21 protein-coding genes, 2 tRNA genes, 1 rRNA gene and 1 riboswitch are annotated in these 22,729 nt (G+C 39.5%); of the genes, 12 read left to right on the forward strand and 12 right to left on the reverse strand.

The genetic code is table 11. The features are described from left to right. Nucleotides 1-66 precede the first annotated feature (66 nt). The 3 genes from AS4_RS18560 to AS4_RS18570 form a co-directional block, all read right to left on the reverse strand. Nucleotides 67-142 (reverse strand) — tRNA-Ala (locus AS4_RS18560). A gap of 44 nt (nucleotides 143-186) precedes the next feature. Beyond that, nucleotides 187-263 (reverse strand) — tRNA-Ile (locus AS4_RS18565). Nucleotides 264-322: 59 nt separating this feature from the next. Then, nucleotides 323-1,861: ribosomal RNA gene (locus AS4_RS18570) — 16S ribosomal RNA — on the reverse strand. 576 nt (nucleotides 1,862-2,437) lie between these two features. Between AS4_RS18570 and AS4_RS18580 the strand changes: the two genes are divergently transcribed. The 6 genes from AS4_RS18580 to AS4_RS18605 all read left to right on the forward strand — a co-directional run bounded on the left by AS4_RS18580 (nucleotide 2,438) and on the right by AS4_RS18605 (nucleotide 7,018). Then, nucleotides 2,438-3,391, forward strand: a complete 954-nt coding sequence (locus AS4_RS18580) for an MlaA family lipoprotein (RefSeq protein WP_096735145.1) — start codon at nucleotides 2,438-2,440, stop codon at nucleotides 3,389-3,391. Between the two features lie 123 nt (nucleotides 3,392-3,514). After that, nucleotides 3,515-4,483, forward strand: a complete 969-nt coding sequence (gene gigA / locus AS4_RS18585; RefSeq protein WP_004725998.1) for an RsbU family protein phosphatase GigA — start codon at nucleotides 3,515-3,517, stop codon at nucleotides 4,481-4,483. Nucleotides 4,484-4,596: 113 nt separating this feature from the next. Then, entirely contained in the window at nucleotides 4,597-5,121 is a 525-nt protein-coding gene (gene gigB / locus AS4_RS18590; protein ID WP_016539397.1) for an anti-anti-sigma factor GigB, read from the forward strand. A gap of 32 nt (nucleotides 5,122-5,153) precedes the next feature. Continuing rightward, nucleotides 5,154-5,978, forward strand: a complete 825-nt coding sequence (locus tag AS4_RS18595) for a carbon-nitrogen hydrolase family protein (protein WP_004725995.1) — start codon at nucleotides 5,154-5,156, stop codon at nucleotides 5,976-5,978. Nucleotides 5,979-6,065: 87 nt separating this feature from the next. After that, entirely contained in the window at nucleotides 6,066-6,503 is a 438-nt protein-coding gene (locus tag AS4_RS18600) for a MarR family winged helix-turn-helix transcriptional regulator (RefSeq protein ID WP_096735146.1), read from the forward strand. Nucleotides 6,504-6,592: 89 nt separating this feature from the next. Beyond that, nucleotides 6,593-7,018, forward strand: a complete 426-nt coding sequence (locus AS4_RS18605) for an organic hydroperoxide resistance protein (protein ID WP_004817050.1) — start codon at nucleotides 6,593-6,595, stop codon at nucleotides 7,016-7,018. Nucleotides 7,019-7,620: 602 nt separating this feature from the next. Here AS4_RS18605 and gspE read toward each other — a convergent pair. Then, a complete protein-coding gene (gspE, locus tag AS4_RS18610) occupies nucleotides 7,621-9,108 on the reverse strand; it encodes a type II secretion system ATPase GspE (RefSeq protein WP_004725986.1) in 1,488 nt (495 codons plus the stop codon). A gap of 111 nt (nucleotides 9,109-9,219) precedes the next feature. Between gspE and AS4_RS18615 the strand changes: the two genes are divergently transcribed. The 4 genes from AS4_RS18615 (at nucleotide 9,220) to AS4_RS18630 (ending at nucleotide 12,279) form a co-directional block, all read left to right on the forward strand. Next, nucleotides 9,220-10,041: a hypothetical protein gene (locus tag AS4_RS18615; protein WP_004725984.1), complete on the forward strand. Its 822-nt coding sequence runs from the start codon at nucleotides 9,220-9,222 to the stop codon at nucleotides 10,039-10,041. A 14-nt stretch (nucleotides 10,042-10,055) separates the two neighbouring features. Beyond that, the gene (locus AS4_RS18620; protein WP_004725982.1) at nucleotides 10,056-10,991 is read left to right on the forward strand and encodes a mechanosensitive ion channel family protein; all 936 of its coding nucleotides are present in this window, start codon (nucleotides 10,056-10,058) and stop codon (nucleotides 10,989-10,991) included. Between the two features lie 143 nt (nucleotides 10,992-11,134). Continuing rightward, the gene (locus AS4_RS18625; RefSeq protein WP_096735147.1) at nucleotides 11,135-11,575 is read left to right on the forward strand and encodes a VOC family protein; all 441 of its coding nucleotides are present in this window, start codon (nucleotides 11,135-11,137) and stop codon (nucleotides 11,573-11,575) included. An 83-nt stretch (nucleotides 11,576-11,658) separates the two neighbouring features. Further along, on the forward strand, nucleotides 11,659-12,279 hold the full coding sequence (locus AS4_RS18630) for a rhomboid family intramembrane serine protease (protein ID WP_096735148.1): 621 nt from the start codon (nucleotides 11,659-11,661) through the stop codon (nucleotides 12,277-12,279). A 183-nt stretch (nucleotides 12,280-12,462) separates the two neighbouring features. Here AS4_RS18630 and ygiD read toward each other — a convergent pair whose 3' ends face one another. From ygiD to AS4_RS18670, 8 genes are all read right to left on the reverse strand, one after another. Beyond that, nucleotides 12,463-13,329, reverse strand: coding sequence for a 4,5-DOPA-extradiol-dioxygenase (ygiD, locus tag AS4_RS18635; RefSeq protein WP_034612422.1), 867 nt, complete (start codon nucleotides 13,327-13,329; stop codon nucleotides 12,463-12,465). Nucleotides 13,330-13,633: 304 nt separating this feature from the next. Then, nucleotides 13,634-14,119 carry a DUF934 domain-containing protein gene (locus tag AS4_RS18640; RefSeq protein WP_004817045.1) on the reverse strand — a complete coding sequence of 162 codons (486 nt, stop codon included), beginning with the start codon at nucleotides 14,117-14,119 and terminating at the stop codon, nucleotides 13,634-13,636. Beyond that, nucleotides 14,112-15,755: a nitrite/sulfite reductase gene (locus AS4_RS18645; RefSeq protein WP_004725972.1), complete on the reverse strand. Its 1,644-nt coding sequence runs from the start codon at nucleotides 15,753-15,755 to the stop codon at nucleotides 14,112-14,114. Before AS4_RS18645 ends, AS4_RS18640 begins: the two co-directional genes overlap by 8 nt. Nucleotides 15,756-16,097: 342 nt before the next feature. Further along, on the reverse strand, nucleotides 16,098-16,286 hold the full coding sequence (locus AS4_RS18650) for a hypothetical protein (RefSeq protein ID WP_096735150.1): 189 nt from the start codon (nucleotides 16,284-16,286) through the stop codon (nucleotides 16,098-16,100). A 200-nt stretch (nucleotides 16,287-16,486) separates the two neighbouring features. Further along, complete coding sequence (locus tag AS4_RS18655; protein ID WP_096735151.1) at nucleotides 16,487-17,020, reverse strand: DUF1543 domain-containing protein; 534 nt, start codon at nucleotides 17,018-17,020, stop codon at nucleotides 16,487-16,489. 9 nt (nucleotides 17,021-17,029) lie between these two features. Continuing rightward, nucleotides 17,030-17,749: a CPBP family intramembrane glutamic endopeptidase gene (locus AS4_RS18660; protein ID WP_096735152.1), complete on the reverse strand. Its 720-nt coding sequence runs from the start codon at nucleotides 17,747-17,749 to the stop codon at nucleotides 17,030-17,032. Between the two features lie 153 nt (nucleotides 17,750-17,902). After that, nucleotides 17,903-19,144: a tryptophan synthase subunit beta gene (gene trpB / locus AS4_RS18665; protein ID WP_004725964.1), complete on the reverse strand. Its 1,242-nt coding sequence runs from the start codon at nucleotides 19,142-19,144 to the stop codon at nucleotides 17,903-17,905. Beyond that, nucleotides 19,128-19,778 (reverse strand): phosphoribosylanthranilate isomerase, encoded by a 651-nt coding sequence (locus AS4_RS18670; protein WP_004817040.1) that lies wholly within the window; start codon nucleotides 19,776-19,778, stop codon nucleotides 19,128-19,130. Before AS4_RS18670 ends, trpB begins: the two co-directional genes overlap by 17 nt. Before the next feature lie 142 nt (nucleotides 19,779-19,920). Then, nucleotides 19,921-20,128, forward strand: a riboswitch (cobalamin riboswitch). A gap of 36 nt (nucleotides 20,129-20,164) precedes the next feature. Here AS4_RS18670 and AS4_RS18675 point away from each other — a divergent pair. Then, nucleotides 20,165-22,024, forward strand: a complete 1,860-nt coding sequence (locus AS4_RS18675; RefSeq protein WP_096735153.1) for a TonB-dependent receptor plug domain-containing protein — start codon at nucleotides 20,165-20,167, stop codon at nucleotides 22,022-22,024. A gap of 108 nt (nucleotides 22,025-22,132) precedes the next feature. Next, a complete protein-coding gene (locus AS4_RS18680) occupies nucleotides 22,133-22,711 on the forward strand; it encodes a cob(I)yrinic acid a,c-diamide adenosyltransferase (protein ID WP_096735154.1) in 579 nt (192 codons plus the stop codon). The last annotated feature ends 18 nt before the right edge of the window (nucleotides 22,712-22,729 follow it).

The following is a 22,729-nucleotide window of genomic DNA, read 5'->3' on the forward strand; positions in this document are numbered from 1 at the left end:
GATAAATCACAGAACTTAATAAGCTATCTGCTTACTAAGTTCTGTAATCACTTAGTCTTTATATAGTGGTGGAGACTAACGGAGTCGAACCGTTGACCTCCTGCGTGCAAAGCAGGCGCTCTACCAACTAAGCTAAGTCCCCAGCTTAAGATCTTAATATATCTGCTCTTCTGTGTTCAGTAGACTTGGTGGGTCTGACAAGACTTGAACTTGTGACCCCACGCTTATCAAGCGTGTGCTCTAACCAACTGAGCTACAGACCCTCAGATACATCAATGAAGAACAACTTGTTGTGGATTCTTACCAATCGTCAATCTTTCGTTAAGGAGGTGATCCAGCCGCAGGTTCCCCTACGGCTACCTTGTTACGACTTCACCCCAGTCATCGGCCACACCGTGGTAAGCGTCCTCCTTACGGTTAGACTACCTACTTCTGGTGCAACAAACTCCCATGGTGTGACGGGCGGTGTGTACAAGGCCCGGGAACGTATTCACCGCGGCATTCTGATCCGCGATTACTAGCGATTCCGACTTCATGGAGTCGAGTTGCAGACTCCAATCCGGACTACGATCGGCTTTTTGAGATTAGCATCCTATCGCTAGGTAGCAACCCTTTGTACCGACCATTGTAGCACGTGTGTAGCCCTGGTCGTAAGGGCCATGATGACTTGACGTCGTCCCCGCCTTCCTCCAGTTTGTCACTGGCAGTATCCTTAAAGTTCCCACCCGAAGTGCTGGCAAATAAGGAAAAGGGTTGCGCTCGTTGCGGGACTTAACCCAACATCTCACGACACGAGCTGACGACAGCCATGCAGCACCTGTATGTAAGTTCCCGAAGGCACCAATCCATCTCTGGAAAGTTCTTACTATGTCAAGACCAGGTAAGGTTCTTCGCGTTGCATCGAATTAAACCACATGCTCCACCGCTTGTGCGGGCCCCCGTCAATTCATTTGAGTTTTAGTCTTGCGACCGTACTCCCCAGGCGGTCTACTTATCGCGTTAGCTGCGCCACTAAAGCCTCAAAGGCCCCAACGGCTAGTAGACATCGTTTACGGCATGGACTACCAGGGTATCTAATCCTGTTTGCTCCCCATGCTTTCGTACCTCAGCGTCAGTATTAGGCCAGATGGCTGCCTTCGCCATCGGTATTCCTCCAGATCTCTACGCATTTCACCGCTACACCTGGAATTCTACCATCCTCTCCCATACTCTAGCTTCCCAGTATCGAATGCAATTCCCAAGTTAAGCTCGGGGATTTCACATCCGACTTAAAAAGCCGCCTACGCACGCTTTACGCCCAGTAAATCCGATTAACGCTCGCACCCTCTGTATTACCGCGGCTGCTGGCACAGAGTTAGCCGGTGCTTATTCTGCGAGTAACGTCCACTCATCTTGGGTATTAACCAAGAGAGCCTCCTCCTCGCTTAAAGTGCTTTACAACCATAAGGCCTTCTTCACACACGCGGCATGGCTGGATCAGGGTTCCCCCCATTGTCCAATATTCCCCACTGCTGCCTCCCGTAGGAGTCTGGGCCGTGTCTCAGTCCCAGTGTGGCGGATCATCCTCTCAGACCCGCTACAGATCGTCGCCTTGGTAGGCCTTTACCCCACCAACTAGCTAATCCGACTTAGGCTCATCTATTAACGCAAGGTCACAAGTGATCCCCTGCTTTCCCCCGTAGGGCGTATGCGGTATTAGCATCCCTTTCGAGATGTTGTCCCCCATTAATAGGCAGATTCCTAAGTATTACTCACCCGTCCGCCGCTAGGTCAATTACCGAAGCAATCTCCCCCGCTCGACTTGCATGTGTTAAGCCTGCCGCCAGCGTTCAATCTGAGCCATGATCAAACTCTTCAGTTAAAAATCATTAGTGACTTAAGGTCACAATTCTGGCTCATCAATGTACTGACAAATTCTCTCAAATAAACTTCGAGTAATTTAAACCAATCAATCAATGATAATATTTCGATCAATCAATCAGTAAAAATCCACACAAGTTGTTCTTCATATTCTCTTAATGATCTTCTCAATGCTTCGTCAGCATCAAGCTAGGTCGGCTATACTACTCTCTATCTCTAAAAAGTCAATCAATAATGTTAATTATTTTTTCTAACAAACCTAACTCTAACCTCATCTTAAAATCTCAATTCGAAATCTTAACAACTTAATCAAGTGCCTGATTTATCAGAAGTTTTATTTAACATCACCGCCGATGGATGTGCATTCTACAGCATTCACAAACCAACACAACCCCTTTTTTTAATTATTTTAATTGTTCGAACAAATAATGTTCGTTTATCATATTTATTCACACTTTTTAATCAAATTTGCTTTAATACATATGCAATAACTACTGTTAGAATACGATTATGAAGTCTTTAATATAGCTATATCGTTATCGACTACTTTTACTTTAAGAATATTTCAAGGAATTCTATGCGTCCTTATCATGTACTTTGGGCTTGTTTACTTAGCATTGGTCTGACTAGCCATGTATCTGCTCAAGACGAATTATCTGCTCAAGAGAATTCGGACAATGCTGTTTCTACAAACTCTGATTCAGATGATAAGTCGTCTCAAGAGAATTCTTCAGCACTAGAAAACGAAGCAGCTTCTAAACACCCAAGAATTGAAGCCCTTAGAGAGCTTAAAAACATCACAAAAAATGACTTAAAAGTGAATGCCAATGCAGCTCAACCAGATGCGGTAAAAGATCCTCTACAACCATTGAACCGTGAAATTTATGCGTTTAATGACATGATCGACCGTAATGTTGCTCGACCTATTGCTGTTCAGTACAAAGCAAAAGTGCCTGGTGATGTACGTTCTTCATATAGTTTATTTCGTAAAAACTTGAGTGAACCATGGAATGCGGTCAACCAACTTGCTCAAGGGCGCTTTAGTCGTGCAGCCAAGTCTCTAGGTCGTTTTACCATTAACACTGTCAGCTCTTTAGGTTTAGCTGATCCTGCAACTCGCTTAGGTTTAGCAACTGAAGAAGAAAGCTTGGGTACCACATTAGGTTACTACGGTATTCCAAGTGGTCCTTATGTCATGCTGCCTATCTTAGGACCAAGCACACTTCGTCACTCAGTTGATTATGTTGCTGAAGGTTATGCCAATCCGCTTACCTATCCAATGGATAACAATCATCAAACAGGTTTAATCTGGGGTAATCGTGCTTTAGGTGGGATTAATACCCGTTCTAAACTTCTAGATGTTGAAAGTGTATTGCAAGGTGATCGTTACTCAGCAATTCGCGATATCTATTTACAACGTTTAGCATTCCAAATTGCTGAGAAAAAAGGCCGTGGACAGGAAGCTGTCGCATTTGTAGATGATGATGAGGACGACAGCAATCATCCTACTGATACAAACGCAGACAAATAACCAGAATATTTTGTTAAACTTATTTGCTAGTAATTCATATGGTTTTACTAGCATTGTGGTGTCATCTATAGTAAATCTACTGGATAATGCTTTTATACCGATTAAGGATCATTCATTTCTTCTATGTATTTCATTCAACCCAGTCGCCAAATTTCAAGCTTAGAACAAGTATTAGATACGCTTCCTAGCTTGCAGATGATTACCATTGAAGACATTCATCGTTATGATCCAACAATTATTGCAATTGCAGACGTCCACGATTTTTTACAATACCAATGGGCTTTACCTACCATTGTCATTGCACAAGAAAATGAAGGAAGCGAACTTTCTCAAGCATGGGAACTGGGTGCCCTTGCTGGTTGGATCTGGACCAAGCTTCCAGCCAATCTTGAAGATTCTTTATTAAAAATTGATGCGCAATATAAACGTAATCAAGATAGCCGTGATTTACCATCTGCCGCAGAACTACAAAAGAAACTTCTTCCAAATCCAATTGAACTGCAAAATTATAAAGTTGAAACGCTTTTCCAGCCTTCTGCGTATTTGTCTGGTGACTGGTATGACTACTGGAAAATCAGTGATAAAGAAATCATGTTCTATTTGGCCGATGTGTCGGGCCATGGGGTAACCAGCTCTTTACTAACATCTTGGATGGCTGCCTTTCATGGTCGCTCGAAAACACCAAGAGAATTGATTAAAAAACTCAATGGTATGCTGGTGCAAGAAAACATTGAAAAACACATCACAATGTTGGCTGGCATTCTAAATCTAGAAACACATGCTTTAAAATGGTCAAGTGCGGGACATTACCCTCCCCCCATCATTTTTGAACCCAACCAAGCCCCTCGTGTCTTGAATACCAGCAGTTTTCCTTTAGGACTCACAGAAGACTTAGAGGTTGAAGAATTCCAATGTACCTTAACCAAGCATGCGCGGTTCATTATTTGTTCTGACGGTGCCCTTGAACCATTCTCTGGTGGTTTGAATGAACAGTTCTCACAATTGGTCTATCATTTGCAAAATCAATCATTCCGCGCACCAGAACATGTAGCAGATGACATTGCAATCCTCAGTCTCCGCAGAATGAATTAACAATATAATCAAATACATATAATAAATTAGACTAATAACCTATACGCAAACGCTTGAGTATAGACTTGCGCTATGTGATAATTTTCCTATCCTTCTCTGCAAATGGCATTTATATGTCAACAGGTCATGTTGAATATGCAAGCTTGAATGGAACGCATATTTTCAAACTTATTGGTGAAGTGCGAGCCCAATCTTGTATTAGTTTAGACAAACTTTTGGCAAGGATTGAACAACAGAAAAACGTCATTGGCGCAATTGTTGATTTAACCCAAACCACATTTATTGATAGTACAGTTCTTGGAATACTTGCCAAGCTTGGCTTAAAGTTGAAACAAGTACACCACATCCAAGCGGTGATGCTGTCCACAAATCCAGATATTACCACTCTAGCCAATAGCATGGGCTTAGGGCAGGTTTTTGTCATTTTAAATTACTGTGGTGACCCTCAAGTGTGCACCAATGCTTTGATTGACGATAATGTTAATCACAGCACAATGCTGTGTACCGTTCTCGATGCACACAAAACATTAATGAAGCTCAATGAAAACAACCAAAATATGTTCGAGCCATTAGTTAAACAACTTGAAAAGCAGCAAGATACAATGGAATGTGTATCTTCAAACCAGCAAAACGCTTAATAATTTCAAAATTGCTTTATCAGGGATAGCCCATGACTTTACTTTCCGTTGTTCAAATGAACTCTCAAAATGACATTGAAGCAAACTTCAGTGTGATTGAGTCGTTGATACAACAAAGTAAAGCTGATGGCGCATCTTTGATTGTGTTTCCTGAAAATTTTGTCTGCTTTGCCGCAGGTAAACAACGGGAAACTGCTGCACGTTTTGAAGAAATTCAAAAGCGTTTAGAAAACTTAGCACATCATTATCAAATATGGATTGTTGCAGGGACTTTACCTTGCCCTTTCCGTCCAGATGGTTCAATTATTGCTGACGGTCGAGTTCGTACTGTCAGCCTATGTATCAGTCCAGAAGGCACTGAAGCACGTTATGACAAAATTCACTTGTTTGATGTACAAGTGGGTGACGCTGTTGGCGGGTATCAAGAATCTCAGTTTTTTGAACCAGGCAGTGATGTTGTTGTCGCAAAAACACCTTTTGGACAAATCGGTTTGATGGTTTGCTACGACTTACGCTTTCCAGAACTTGCACTCACCTTGAGAGCGCAAGGTGCAAATATTTTGACTGCACCAGCTGCATTTACCTATACCACAGGTCAAATGCATTGGCAGTTATTACTTCAAGCACGTGCGATGGACAGCCAATGTCATGTTTTAGGTGCAGCACAACAAGGTTGGCATGGTGAAAAACGTCAAACCTGGGGACATGCTGGCGCAACCAATAGTCGTGGGCAGATTTTAGCGATTACAGATGCAGAAGGCGCGCAATTGATGACGGTTCCTTTTGATTTGAATGAGCAGCGCTCAATTCGTGAATCAATGCCTTTAATGCAACATCGCAAATTGATGTCATTCTAAGTCTGTATTGCCATTAATGACTTTTATTTCCTGAACGAGACAAAACAACGTTATACTTGTGAGGCGTAATATCTTCACGAGACAAGCATGCAACAAGACTATTCCAATTTAAATCTTGATCATCAACTTTGCTTTCTTGTTTACTCTACAAACTTAGCATTAAATCAACTTTATCGTAAATTACTCACACCACTAGGACTGACCTATCCACAGTATTTAGTTATGTTAGTGCTTTGGGAAAAAGATGGTCTAACTGTGTCTGAAATCGGTGAAAAACTTTTTTTAGAATCATCTACCCTGACCCCCTTACTCAAAAAATTGCAAAGTAATGGTATTGTTAACCGCGAACGATCTACGAAAGATGAGCGCCAAGTGATTATCACCCTCACTGCCGAGGGTCATGCACTAAAATTAAAAGCCGTGGATATTCCGTTACAAGTTGCTCAAGCCAGTGCCTGTGACTTAGACAGCATTACTCAATTGAAAGATCTTCTTTCAAACTTACGCGAAAACATTTCAAAATAAAGTTATCAAATTTTACACAAACGCTACTTGTTTAAATATTTATATCGTATACGATATAATAGAACGCAATCAAAAATGGATGATTTCCGATGTCTTTAGAAAAAGTGGTTTATACAGCACATGCAAAAGCAACTGGCGGTCGTGATGGTCGTGCAACATCATCAGACGGAATTTTAGATGTTAAATTAGCAGTACCTAAAGAAATGGGTGGTGCTGGTGGTGGTACCAATCCTGAACAACTTTTTGCAGCAGGTTATTCTGCTTGCTTCCTTGGTGCGATGAAGTTTGTTGCCAACCGTGATCATTTGAAAATTACCCCAGATGTTTATATCGAAGGTGATGTTGGTATTGGTCCAATTGCTACTGGTTTTGGTATTCAAGTGACTTTAAATATTCATTTAGAAGGTTTAGAGCAAGAAGAAGCACAAAAATTAGTAGATGCCGCACATATCGTTTGCCCATATTCAAATGCGACTCGTGGCAATATTGATGTGACATTAAATGTAATTGTTTAATGTTATGATAAAACCTACCTAGAAGTATAAATTTATTTTTAGGTAGGGTTAATGCTTACTTTTATTTTTCTGGTTGACTTTTTATATACTGGGCAGAACTAAAAGATAAAATATATTATTGCGATGGTACTCTGAGAAACCTTTATATATTCGATACTAATATTGACGACCTAAAAAAATAGACTGTCTTTGTAAATGAAAATTATAAAATCAAATGGTTTAACCAGCAGACACAAAAGAATGAGAATCAAATTAATTTTGAAGTCCTTCAAGAGTGCTTGAATGACACCCACAATCTATGTTCACATGTAAATCTCTATTTAGATAACATTCAAATCAATAATTATTTGTTCTTAGTAGACAAAATTGAAAATGATATTAATCTAGAAGAAATTAATTCGCTACAAGATCATTAAAAAATCATTAACCACATGATTAATATTTCGAATTTAATAAATAAGCAGATTATTTTAACACCTGAGAATCAACCAGAAACTATACTTATAAAAGTAACTAAAGGCTCTATAGAATTTATAGCTTAAATTATAAAGCCTAAAGCATACTCTGAGAAAAATTTAAAAAGATAGACAAATAGTTTTCAGTTACTCAGCCGCTTCATTGGTGACACGTAAAACTTCTTCCATTGTGGTTTTACCCGCCAATACTTTACGTAAACCATCATCTCGAATTGAACCTGCATCTTTACGTGCATATTCTTCAAGCTCATATTCTGCTGCATTACCATGAATCAAACGGCGCATCTGCTCATCAATCGGTACAATTTCATAAATTGCAGTACGTCCTGTAAAGCCGGTATGGGAACAAAAATCACAACCATTCGGCACAGGCAGTTTTAAATTCGATTCTAAACTCACAGGTTTAAACACATCTTTTTCAAAGTCATCTGCTTCACGCCATGTATGACAATGAGAACACAATGTCCGAACTAAACGCTGGGCAATTACCCCAATCAATGAACTGGATAATAAGAAGGGTTCAATTCCCATATCTTTTAAACGGGTCACAGCACCAATTGCCGTATTGGTATGCAGCGTAGATAAAACCAAGTGACCTGTTAAAGACGCTTGAACTGCGATTTCAGCCGTTTCCAAATCACGAATCTCACCCACCATCACCACATCTGGATCTTGACGAAGCATGGCTTTTAACGCACGGGCAAAGGTCATATCTACTTTGGTATTCACTTGAGTCTGCCCAATCCCTTCAAGTTGATACTCAATCGGATCTTCAGCAGTGAGGATATTTTTAGAGCCATCATTCAAATCAGAAAGCGCAGCATACAAAGTCGTCGTTTTACCCGAACCTGTAGGGCCAGTGACTAGAATAATGCCATGTGGACGATGAACCAATTGGGTTAAACGCTCATAGTCAGGCTTCATTAAACCCAAATGGGTCATGTTGAGTCGACCCGCTTGTTTATCCAACAAACGCATAACGACACGTTCACCATGCGACGATGGTAAGGTCGAAACACGGACATCCACCTCACGTCCTGCAAGACGTAAAGAAATACGACCATCTTGTGGAATACGTTTTTCTGCAATATCGAGTTTTGCCATAACTTTAATACGCGATACCAACAATGGCGCAAGTTCACGACGAGGCTGTACGATTTCACGCAATTGCCCATCTACCCGTAAGCGAACAGATAATTTCTTTTCAAAGGCTTCAATATGAATATCTGAAGCCCCGACTCGAATCGCTTCAGACAATAAAGCATTGATGAGTCGCACGATTGGTGCATCATCTTCCTGATCCATCAAATCTTCAGTTTCAGGAATCTGATCGGCCAGACTCAATAGATCAGGGTGATCTTCAAGACCAGCGGCAACCTGTTGCGATTCGCCCGTTTCACCAGCATAGCTTGAACTGAGCATGTGATTAAACTCAGTTTCATTACATAATTGATGTTGTGCTGTACGACCGAGATAGCGGCGGGCTTCCTGAATCGCAATTTGTGCGGTATCCTGACGGCGAACAATAAAAACTTGATCACCTTCATAACGCAACAGCACTCCATGCCGTTTTGCAAAACTATATGGTATTTGTAATTGTTTGAGAACTTGCATTACAACTTATATTAATGATTTAAATTGCTTTGAGTGTACTCTATGCTCATGACAGCGTGAAGTCTGTTTGTTAAAGATTTGATGATGATTTTATGAATGGGATAAACACATTTGTCTAAGAAGAAAGAACATCTGGAACCAGAACTCCCTGATTTAAAGTGGTGGGGAGAACAACTGTTTGAATTGAACCAATCCAAAGCATGGCAATTTGGTTCAATGATGATGCGCATTACACGTGGTTTGCAAGAATGGCGCTTGGAATATTATCGCCCAAAATTCCAATATGACTATGAACAGCAATGGCATAAAATCCATGATGTAAACTTTGGTTTTCCTGAACCTGTACATGTTGAACGTTATATGTTTCGCGAGACCCATAAAGCATTTCAACTCATGCCCCGTTTAGCCGACCGCTCTGTGGTGATTCGTCCTGTCGACCCAATTTATATTCCAGCAGGTCAACGCGGTACACTCTATATCAGTACACCATTGTGGATTTCAGGTTTTGTACAAGCCCAAAAAGAACCCTTATTTGATATTCCTGTAATTTTACCTAAGGATACATGGTTTGGCCCTGATCACCGTACAGGTGAAATGTGTTATGCCACCTCAGTCGACGGTCGTACCGAATTAAATTTATTACGTCCACGTGCCTTTCGTGCTGTAACACCGATTGATTTCCACAATGTCAGTAGTCATCAGCTTCGATTTGACCGTATGAATGTGCCTGTTCCTGCACTGCCTTTATTTTATAGTGAAAGTACAGGCCGTTTATGGACATCACAAATCAAGGTCGTGTATGAAGGCAATGATCGCCCTGCCCGAGTAAGAATTGAAAACCGTACACCACCTTTGGCCGGCGAAGTGATTTATGTACATCCGCCACGCTCACCAGGCGGCGCTTTGTTCAATATGTTTGATTCATTTTTCTAAGGGATGAGGTAAAAATGGCTGAATCCAATATTCCCAAAGACATTGCCAATAGCCTAAAAGGCATCTTTACCAATGTAAATGTCGACCGCTTAAGTGAAATTGCTGTTGCTCTGATCCTCTGCTTTGTGGGTTTTGTGCTGGCACGTGTCATTTCCAATACCTTTATCCGTACCATCGGTGCACGCTTTAATGCCCATCAACGTTTGGTTTGGCGTAGAGGTATTTTTTATTTTATTTTCTTACTGTTTGTGATTGCCAGCTTAAAAGAAGCAGGCTTTAAACTCAGCGTATTTTTAGGCGCAGCAGGGATTTTAACTGTTGCATTGGGTTTTGCCTCACAAACTTCAGCATCGAACTTAATTAGTGGTTTATTTTTAATTGGCGAAGGTTCATTTGAAGTCGGTGATACCATTCAAATCACCCTGATTCGTGGACATACCATTGAAGGTGAAGTGATTTCGATTGACTTACTTTCCGTGAAACTTTTGACCATGGACAATGTCTATGTGCGCCTCCCCAATGAGCAATTGATTCGCGCCCCTGTACATAACCTATCAAAATTCCCGATACGGCGATTGTCGATTACGGTTGCAATTAACTTTAATGAGAACATCAATAAAGTCCGTGAAGTTTTAATTGATGTTGCCAACGACTACCCGTTGGTATTAGCAGATCCTAAACCGCGTGTAACTGTTTCTGCCTTTGGAGAATCCTCCATTGAAATTTTATTTGCACTGTGGTGTATGCAAGCAAACTACTTACAAGTTAAAGATGAAATTCATGAGTTAATCCGCAATCGTTTTGTGGAAAATCAGATTGAAATCCCTGTACCTAAAATTGGCTTTGTAGATCGTCCAAATCCAAATGAAGTTCTTCAAAATGAAGATATTGACGGTTATGCCAATAAACAGGATTTAAAATTAGAGCAACAACAAGATAAACAGCTTTAAGCAGACCAAAGCGATAACCTAGAAAACAAAAGTCCCTCATTTATGATTGAGGGATTTTTGTTTTCAATTACAAAATATTCATCAAGTTTTAAACCATGAGCTGATAAATTAATCACTTCAAAACAACAAAATGGACAATCACAATGCAACTCAATCACTATTTAAACTTTGAAGGCCAGACCGAAGCTGCTTTTAATTTTTATAAATCTGTTTTTGGCGGTGAATTTTCATTTTTAAAACGCTATTCCGAACTGCCCGATGTCCAAGTGCCAGACCAAGAGAAAAACTATATTTTACATGTTTCTTTACCGATTAATGAGTTTACCGTATTGATGGGTTCAGACACCAGCGAGCAGTTCTGTGCACCTAATAGTGCGCCATTCAGCAAAGGCACTAACCATTATATTTCGATCAACTTAGAAGCTCACGAAGCGGAGGAAGCTCAGCGATTATTTACAGCACTCTCTGCCAATGGTCATATTGAAATGGCACTAGAACCTACATTTTGGGGTGCTTTATATGGTGCTTTCACCGATCAGTTTGGTATTCGCTGGATGGTGAACTGCCAACTGAATGAAGGATAATGAACAGAATATTGCGATAGCCTATTGATTGACAATGATATAGGTTATATTGCTATTACGATAACAACGTCATTTATAACAATATGATCACTGGTCTTACCCATACCCTTCTGATTATTTTAATCACACTTGCGATTTCTTTTATTGCTTGGCAACAACGCAATGTAATGAATCGCTTGATTTTCAATGTTTCAGCGATTAAGCATGGTCAATATGATCGCTTTTTAACCCATGGTTTTATCCATAAAGATGGTATGCATTTATTTTTCAATATGTTTACCTTGTACTTCTTTGGGCGAAATGTTGAATGGTTTTTCCGTGATTACTTAAGTGGTATGGGCTTTGTCTTATTTTATTGTAGCGCCATCATCATTGCTGCGATTCCCAGCTATTTGCATAATCGAACCCTAAATTCCTATCGAAGTTTAGGGGCTTCGGGTGCCGTTAATGCAGTGTTATTTAGTGCGATTCTGTTTAACCCTTGGAGCATGATTTATATCTATATTTTACCTGTACCCGCAATTATTTTTGGGACGATTTATTTATGCTATAGCCTGTATGCGATCCGTTCAGGACATTCTCCATTAATCGATCACCGCGCACATATTACCGGTGCAATCTATGGTTTCTTATTTCCTTTACTGTTAGAACCATCATTAGCTACAGCGTTTTTCTATAAATTTATTAATTCACCGTTATTCTAAATTTCATATGGATTCATTGATGTCTAAACTGCTCTGTAAGAAAGTAAGACATCAATATTTGAAAATTGCGTAATGATCTTGCAAGAATTCTATCTTGAGAGAATAAATATGACTAACTCAATTTCACCAATACTATAAAAGCTGAATCCTTAGACCCAACTTTTATATTCTTAACATTTGACATTAATGTTGATCAAGTCGAAATGAGGTCATGGTTAATGAACCAGCGACGGCTTGATCATTAAAAATATGTAACTCATCTTTCTCTTCCTGCAAACCTAAGGCATATAACATCGGATAATAATGATCAGGTGTGGGAATCGACAATAAAAACTCAGCACCTTGTTTTTGCCAATCAATTAAAGCTTGATGGTTATGTGTCGCTAAGAAATTTTTCATCTTTGCATCAGCCTCTAAAGCCCAATCATAACCATAATGGTCATCAAATTTATCAAAGGCAATTTTGCTTAGGTTATGTACGAGATTACCACTAGCAACAATCAATACCCCTTTACGACGTAACTGCGCCAATTGTTTAGCCAAGTCATAATGATATTGGGCACCTTGACTATAGTCGACACTCAATTGAACAACAGGAATATTGGCTTGTGGAAATACATGACATAACACACCCCATGTTCCGTGATCCAATCCCCAACTATGATCATGATGAACTTCTATACTGTGAATTGCTTCAGTTGTTGCCTCAACCAAAGCTTTATTTCCAGTAGCAGGATATTGCACATCAAACAATGCTTGAGGGAAACGACCAAAATCATGAATAGTTTTCGGTTGTTGCATTGCAGTGACGGCTGTACCACCTTGGGTAAGCCAATGTGCAGAAATACATAAAATTGCTGTCGGTTGTGTGCTCATTTCAGCGCCAATACGATTCCATGAACGAGTAAAATCATTGGTTTGAATTGCATTCATGGGTGAGCCATGACCCAAAAATAGTACAGGCATGACTTCAGTATTGGGTAAAGTTGCGTTCCAGCCTTTGAGTAGAGATAAGTCACCCATTGTTTGATTTAACATTTCATCCACCATGAATCATCTTTATTTGATTATGTGGTGTTTAATGCTGTAGATATATAGACTTTTCCAGCCTACAACATTGCAAAAATGCAACGATGAAATTTTGTAGATGCTTTTAAGTAGAGAAAGTTTTACTACCTAATGATGTTATGTTGAATTAATGTTGATTTGGGCACGATACAAATAAAGCCGAATACCAATTCATATCGTTGATATCATATTCATAATAAGCAGTAGTCACACCAGCTTTAACTTGAGAACAATAAAAAGCCGAACTTTCGTTCGGCTTTCATTTCAAAATCAGTACTTAATACAATCAAGCACCTGTTTGATAATGCGCTTTTGGTACAGCTGTAGATGCTTGGTAAGGGTGCGTAAAATCACCTAAACCTGCTGCTGCCTCATGGATATCTTTACCTTCTTTCACAACAAAAGTATCGAAACCAGAACGCTTCATATAGTTCAAGACATCTTTAAACACATCGCCTGTTGCACGAAGATCGCCTGCGTAGCCTTGGCGACGTAACAACGCAGCAAATGAATAACCACGACCATCATTAAAACCTGCAAAATCAATAAAGATCGCATCTAACTGATCTAATGGAAACGCATTGGTTTCAGGTGAAGCATCTACGGTAAGAAATAGTGCTTTTTTCCCCGTCACATTCGCAAGCTGGTCCAACTGCTCAACAGTCAACAACACATCACCTTGTGGCAATACACCATCTTCAGCAATGATTTGATAGGTATTGTCTGCAACAGTGCCATCTTTAGAGAGGACTTGAAGTGCGGTATTAAGCATATGCGCGCTCCTTAAAAGGTTGAATACCCACTCGACGATAAGTTTCAATAAATTCTTCACCCTCGTTACGAAGATCAAGATAAGTATTTAAAATTTCATCAATAATGTCAGGTACAGATTCTGCTGCAAATGATGGTCCTAAAATATCACCAATTGAAGCGTCATGGTCTGCATTTCCACCTAAGGTAATTTGATAGAATTCAGCACCTTTTTTGTCCACACCCAAAATACCGATGTTGCCGACATGGTGATGACCACAAGCATTCATACAACCTGAAATGTTCAAGTCGATATGGCCTAAGTTATAGACTGTATCTAAATCATCAAAACGGCGTGTAATGGCTTCAGAAATCGGAATAGATTTCGCATTTGCCAATGAACAGAAGTCACCACCTGGGCAGCAAATGATATCGGTAATAAAACCAATATGTGCCCGAGCAAGATTATTCTTTTCAAGCGTTTGCCACAATTCAAATAAATCTTTCTGTGGTACATCAACCAATGAAATATTTTGTTCGTGTGTGGTCCGTAATTCACCAAATGTATATTTGTCTGCAAGATCTGCAATCAAATTCATTTCTTCAACAGTCATATCACCTGGTGCAATACCCGCACGTTTTAGTGAAATAGTGACAATACGATAGCCTGCAACTTTATGTGCATTGGTATTGATATTGAACCACTGTTTAAACTTTGGATATTCAGCAAATAAGCCACTGAAATCTTCATCTGCATAATTTTGATAATCAAACGGCATAAACTCTTCGTCTAATTTTTGCAAAATTTCAGGTTGAACTTTCAAGGTTTTAATTGTTTCAGCAAATTCAGCTTCAACTTTTTCAGCAAAAACTTGTGGTGTTAATGCTTTAACCAAAATTTTAATACGAGCTTTATATTTATTGTCACGGCGACCATGCAAGTTATAAACACGCAGAACCGCTTCTAAATAAGCAATTAAATCTTCACGTGGCAACCACTCACGAATCATAGAACCAATGATAGGTGTACGACCTAGGCCACCACCCACTTTGATTTTATAACCCAACTCACCCGCTTCATTACGAGTTAAATACACCCCAATGTCATGGAATGAAGTTGCTGCACGATCAATTTCTTCAAGTGCAGAAACTGCAATTTTGAACTTACGCGGTAAAAATGCAAATTCAGGATGGAATGTAGACCACTGACGAATCAATTCACACGTCGGGCGTGGATCTGCAATTTCCCCAGCAACAACACCAGCGTATTGGTCAGTTGTGGTATTACGGATACAGTTTCCTGAAGTTTGAATCGCATGCATCTGAACAGAAGCTAAACCTTCTAGCATATCAGGCACATTTTCTAGCGCAGGCCAGTTAAACTGAATGTTCTGACGTGTCGAAACGTGTGCATAACCACGGTCATATTCTTTGGCAAGCTCTGAAACTTTACGTAATTGTTTAGAGTTCATTAAACCGTAAGGTACAGCAATACGTAGCATTGGCGCATAACGCTGTACGTATAAACCATTTTGTAATCGTAATGGACGATACTCATCTTCAGTGAGTTTTCCAGCTAAATAACGTTCCGTTTGATCACGGAATTGTGCAACACGTTCATTGATCAGTTGCTGATCGAAATCAGTATATAAATACATGGCGTACAGCTAGTAGTTTCATTATAACGATGCACAATATAACGAGTATTGATCTATCAAAGAAATGCTTTTTTTCCATATTTTATAGCGGTTTTATTGATAAGCATTGTGCAAAGATCGAATTGGCAATGCTTTACAGGCAAAGCATGCTTTTATTACGTTATGGATGTTTTTCTTCATTGCTTATCTTTATTTTAGATAATAAAAAAGAGCATATCGAATATGCCCTCTCTTTGATCACAGCTATCATCTCAATACTAAACTTATTCAACCCTGTAGCTTATTTATCTTATACGGGATTGATTAAGATCAATGCCCAAAGCTGGGTTTACCAATTTTGAATTAATCCTCTGGTTTCTGCTGCTCATCACTATTTTCTAATTTGTCTTCAGCAATTTTTGCGGCTTCATAACCTGCAAATGCGCCAGCTGCTTTTTCTAGAAAGCCAGCATCAAGATCTAACGTATCGACACTTTGCTCAGCAATCACCGCACCTGCAATTTTACCTAACTCGTCTAATAAACCGCTCATTGATCACACTCCGCAGTGTTTTGTTTGAGTTTTTAGTCTATGCAAACTTGTTGAAAATATTGCGAAGATTCTGTTGTTTCAATGACTAGATTATGAGAGAGCAATGCAATGATTGATGTCAATTTTTTAAAATTAAGATCCGCTTAATCTTTTAAGGCTGCAATACAGCGCCCTTTTTAAGCAGATCAAGCGATGACAACTCAGATGGACAAATAGGTATTCTCCCAAACACTTTGGTCAAGCTCTGTATGAGAATCAGCATTCAAATCTACTTCAACCAATTGCACATAACGGCCATATACCTGATCTATCGCCAGACAATCATCGACCTCTAAAACTCGATCGGTATGTGGTTTTTGCCAATGCCCTGCAAAATACTGTTTACCCTTGGCTTTCGCTTCAATCGCATCTTGAGCAACAATCAGGATATAGCGGTGTAACTCACCAAACTCATTTGCATCATAGCCGCCTAAATTAATCAGCCAAAGCTTCTGATCTGATGCATTCGGTTGCGCATCAGTAAAATGTATTTGATATTTCTTATTTTCAAACACTAAAGCCTGTAATTTTTGCCATGCGTCGATGTGTAAGCCCTGTTGCTCACCAAACCACGCATTTTTTAATTGAGGATAAACCTCTTCAAGCGAATCGCCTACGGCAAGAACCACATCATGAACTTCAACATTGGCACGTGCATGACGTCCACCCAACATAACGATAAATAAACTAGACATATTCAGTCACTAAGTTAATGTTTGAACAAGTTTTAATAATAAAATCCCACCCACAGATAATATGGCATTGTTCAAAAAATGAATGAGTAATACATGCCAAATATTGCGTGTCCACAAATAGATCAGATTTAAAAATAAACCTGCACTCATAAAGCTGATTGTTGCGATTAAATTTCCATCAAAATTATGATAATGGATCAGACCAAATAATATAGAGTTCAATATAATCAGTACAATGCGCCATAGCCACGGTTGGATAAATAACTTTTGCAATAAAGTATAGCGAAACACAATATCTTCTAAAAGCGCAGTAAATAGTGGCCCCAAGCTAATCACCAACAGACTGAGAAAAGGAATATGTTCAGGGTCAATCAAGTGTTTTTCTTGTGTACTCGGCCCGTGGGGTAAAAGCTGACGTGTCAGCGAGATCACCACTTGTAACACGATTGCACCAACCACCACCAAGACACTTGAGCGCCAAAAGGCCTGTTTATATTTTTGCCAATGCGTAAGCAACATATCCTTATATAAGTAGCACACTAAAATAAACAGCACGCCTCTTAAAATGGTATCACCCAGACTAACAGCTATCGAGATTCCAAATATTTTTTCTAAAATAAAGCCATTTAAAATAATTAAAGGGATGATACAAATCGCAAATGTGTCTTTCAATCCCCAGACAATTTTTTCAGGAAAAGGTTCAGCTCGAACCCGTTGTAAAAAATGCATATAAAAAAATTAACCGATTATTTTCAGTAAATTTTGGGTAATTTAGCTCATGATTTCCATGTGCTTTTTGTAGAGCTTCCCCATGATCCTGTCTAGTTCAGAAATAAAAAAGCCTCTATAAAAGAGGCTTTTAAATTAATCGAGTGAGATGAATTACATCTCAACCATTTCAACACCATCAATACGTGCAACAGTCATTAAATCTTTATCACCACGACCCGATACCGTCGCAATAATAATTTGATCCTTCGACATTGTTGGCGCAAGTTTAGTCACATAGGCCATTGCATGTGAACTTTCCAATGCAGGAATAATCCCTTCAATATGAGTCAAATCACGGAAGCCTTGAAGTGCTTCTGTATCATTAATTGGCACATAATTCACACGATGCATGTCTTTTAGGAAACTATGTTCAGGACCCACACCAGGATAATCCAAGCCTGCTGAGATTGAATGTGTTTCAATAATCTGACCTTGCTCATCTGACATTAAATAAGTACGGTTGCCATGTAAAACACCAACATGGCCTGCATTTAATGGTGCTGAATGTTTACCTGTTTCAATGCCTAAACCTGCGGCTTCAACACCGTACATTTTGACGTCTTGATCATTTAAGAATGGATAGAACAAGCCCATTGCATTTGAACCACCGCCGACACATGCAACCAAAGCATCTGGTAACCGACCTGCTTGCTCTTGAATTTGTTTACGTGCTTCACGACCAATAATCGACTGGAAATCACGTACCAATTGAGGATATGGATGTGGACCTGCAACCGTACCAATCACGTAGTAAGTCGAATCTACATTGGTTACCCAATCACGCATCGCTTCGTTCATGGCATCTTTTAATGTTTTAGAACCACTTTCTACAGGTACAACTGTTGCACCAAGCAAGCGCATACGGTAGACATTCATGGCCTGACGTTTTACGTCTTCAGCACCCATAAATACCACACACTCAAGACCTAAACGCGCGGCAATTGTTGCAGTTGCCACACCATGTTGACCTGCACCCGTTTCCGCAATAATACGTTTTTTGCCAGAAAGCTTCGCAAGTAGCGCCTGACCAATGGTGTTATTGACCTTATGTGAGCCTGTATGATTTAAGTCTTCACGTTTAAGATAAATTTGCGCACCACCCAACTCTTTCGACCATCGCTCAGCATAGTAAAGCGGACTAGGACGTCCGACATAATAAGCGAGATCACGGTCGAATTCTGCCAGAAACTGCGCATCATCTTTCATACGGAAATAGAGTTTCTCTAAATCCTCTAAAGCTGCCATTAAAGTTTCTGACACAAAACGTCCGCCATGGATACCGAAATGCCCGTTTTGATCTGGGAATTGGGTATAGTCAATCACACTATTTTGTTGATTACTTTGCTGATCCACGTTGGACTCCTTGCATAAATCGTTCTACGAGTTGTTGGTCTTTGATACCTTTTGCGGATTCTACGCCTCCGCTGACATCGACTGCATACGCTTGAGTCGTTTGTATAGCGTCTTCAATATTTTCAGGTTTTAAACCACCTGCCAAAATTAAAGCAATATCGAGTTTAGGGAATTGAGACCAGTCAAAACTGTGTCCAGTCCCTCCTTTCAGTTCAGGATGCCATGCATCTAAAAGCATAGCACTCGCGCCAGCCTGTTGGTATTGCTGAATTGTCGTAATAATATCTGAATTTTTCGCATCAGGTTTAATCTGAATCGCTTTGTACCAACGGCGCTTATTATACTGTGCGATCTGCTGACATTGTTGTGCAGTTTCATCACCATGAAACTGAATAATATCCAAAGGCACGTGTTCTAATACTTGTGCAATGTCTTGTGCGCTGGCATTGACAAATAATCCAACAATGTTGATATACGGTGGAATAAGTTGTGCCAATTGCTGAGCCAATTCAATCGTGACATAACGTGGACTAGGTTCATAAAACACAAAACCAATCGCATCCACACCTGCTTGTACAGCAGCTTGGATATCCTGTGGTCGTGTAATCCCACAAATTTTGGCACGGGTACGCATAGCTTTGAACTCGAATTTGTTCAGACCAAACTGATTTTTTCAGTATTTTAAGCAAATCATTGTAAAGCAAATTTATTCACTTGCGTTAAAGTTCTATAGGATTATCTGTTTTACATTGTTTATACACTAAACAAACTTTATACTGCACACAAATGCAACAAGTCTAGCTTAAGGCTTTGGGAAGTTGGTGGAAATCCAACACTGCCCCCGCAACGGTAAAATGAAAATATTATTCTTTAATAAGTCAAAAGACTTACACCACTGCAATGTTTTGTGGGAAGGTGGAATAATCTGAATCGCTTTAGGTTCTATATTTAAGTCCGGATACCAGCTTGTTGTGCCCTTAAACTCAATCATTCACGGGGAGTGAATGTATGGAGCATATCATGTCTGTTATTTTTAAACCTACTGCACTTGTAGGTGCTGTCGCTATTGCGATGGGGCTATCTTCTACTGCTTTTGCAGATACTTCTTCAAATTCAGCAGCAAATTCGAAACTCGATACAATCGTTGTCACAGCATCTCGTACTGAGCAAAAAATCAGTGAAGTTCCTGCTCGAATCAATATTATTGAGCCGAAGACTCTTGAACAATCACCAATTGCATCTTTACCACAACTGTTACAAACAGATGCATCAATCAATATGGTACAAACTGGTGGTTATGGACAAGCTGCATCAATTTTCTTACGTGGTACAGATTCTGACCATACTTTACTTCTAAGAGATGGTGTTCGCTTAAACTCAAATACTGCTGGCTCTGCATCTTTACCTTTTATTGATACAACAGATATTAAACAAATTGAAGTATTAAAAGGACCTGCATCAGTTTTATATGGTGCTGATGCGATTGGTGGTGTAATACAATTGATTTCCAAAACACCTGAAAAAACGGGTGCTTTTGTTACTGGTGAAATGGGTGAAAATAACACCTATAAAGCAGTAATTGGTGCTGATCTTGCTCAAGATGGTTTTTATGCTCAAGTTCGTGGACAACGCCTAGAAACTGATGGTACGCCTGTAACAGATGCAAAAAACAACAAGAAAGCAAGTTTTGATCAAAAAGGCTATAGTACAAAAGTTGGTGTTGAGAAAGAGCACTATGCAGCCTCAGTCGATTACAGTGAAAATCAAGGTTATAGTGATTATGACAATTACGGTAATCTCGTTTCTCAAGATTTTAAAAATGAAATCATTAATGTAAAAGGTCGAGTCGATATTTTAGATAATGTCGCACTTCATGCACGACTTTCGCAATTTAAAGACAATATTGAGCAAAATAGTTCTTCAGATTATGTACATAGTACAACCAAAGAAGCTGAGCTCTATACAAAATGGCAAATGACACCTGCTCAAAACATTTTATTCGGTTCAACCTTTAAAGATATTAAAGGTGATGTTTATTCGAAAAATTTGTTTGGCGGACAAGATGTTAAATACAAAGAATCTGTAGATACTATTGGCTATTTTGCACAGCATCAATATCAACACAATGGTCTAGAAACTCAAGTTGGTATTCGTGTGGAAGACAACGATAAGTTTGGTACACACACAGTTGGTCAAGGTGCTGTCCGTTATCAAGTTTTACCACTTACGAGCATTTATGCAAATGTCGGATCAGCTTTCCGCGCACCAACAACCAACGATTTATATGCAATTTCTTGGGGAGCAAATCCTGATTTAAAACCAGAAGAAAGCTTTTCTTATGAAATCGGCGTTGATCAAAAACTTAATCATAATATTGATTTAGGCTTATCTGTATATCGCAATAAAGTAGACAACCTGATTAATTATCAGGCGGGTAAATTAGTTAACGTAAATAAAGCAACCTTTACTGGCGGTGAAGCTTCATTTAAATGGCAACAAGATGAACTCTTTTTAACTACAACTTATGCTTATGTTCAAGCAAAAGATGATGAAACTAAAAAAGATTTAACTCGCCGACCACGCCAAAGTTTAACTCTAACTACAGGTTGGGATGATGGCGTATATGGTGTTTCTGCATCTGTCGTCGCAAAATCTAATTCAAAAGATTTTGCAGATTACCCATCGACTACACCAACCACAACGCCGGGTTATGTTAGTACTAATGTCAATGCTTACTGGCAAGCAACTCCAATGATTAAACTCTTTACCAATATTGAAAACATTGGTGATGTTAATTATAAGACAGCATACAACGGTAATGGTGTTTACTACATCAACGGTGGTCGTCTTGCATCTGCTGGGGTAACTTTCCGCTACTAAAAGCGACACCCAAAAAAATATCTAAAACAGCGCAGTTTATGGATAATGTTTTGACCGACATTATCCTTTTTTATTCTTTATCTTTTCATTTTTATCTAGGACAAAATTATGGGACATCGTTTAAGTAAAATTTATACCCGTACAGGCGATTCAGGTACCACAGGATTAGGAGATGGTTCTCGCGTAGCGAAAGATGACTTACGTATTACCGCTCTTGGTGATGTAGACGAACTAAATTCTATTGTTGGTGTATTACGTTCACAAATTTCAATGAGTAACATCGTCGATAAAGCCCATTGGGATAAATCACTAAGCTTGATTCAACACTGGTTATTTGATCTGGGTGGTGAAGTCTGTATTCCTAACTACAACTTACTCCAACCTGTTTGTGTTGAATTTCTTGAAAAGGAAATCGACAAAATGAATGAAGACTTACCAATGCTCAAAGACTTTATTCTACCTTCAGGAACATTAGCATGTAGCTATGCACATCAAGCACGTGCTGTATGTCGTCGTGCAGAACGTAGCTTAATGACTGTACACAGTCGTGATCAAAATATTCAAGCAACTGCCCTACAATTAATTAACCGATTATCCGACTGGTTTTTTGTTGCTTCACGTAGCTTACAACGTGCAGAAGGTGGCAGTGAAGTGCTTTGGCAAAAGAACATCAATGACACGATTTAACGATAAATCACTGTCTAA

The sequence above is a fragment of the Acinetobacter guillouiae genome, assembly GCF_002370525.2.
Taxonomy (GTDB): Bacteria; Pseudomonadota; Gammaproteobacteria; order Pseudomonadales; family Moraxellaceae; genus Acinetobacter; species Acinetobacter guillouiae.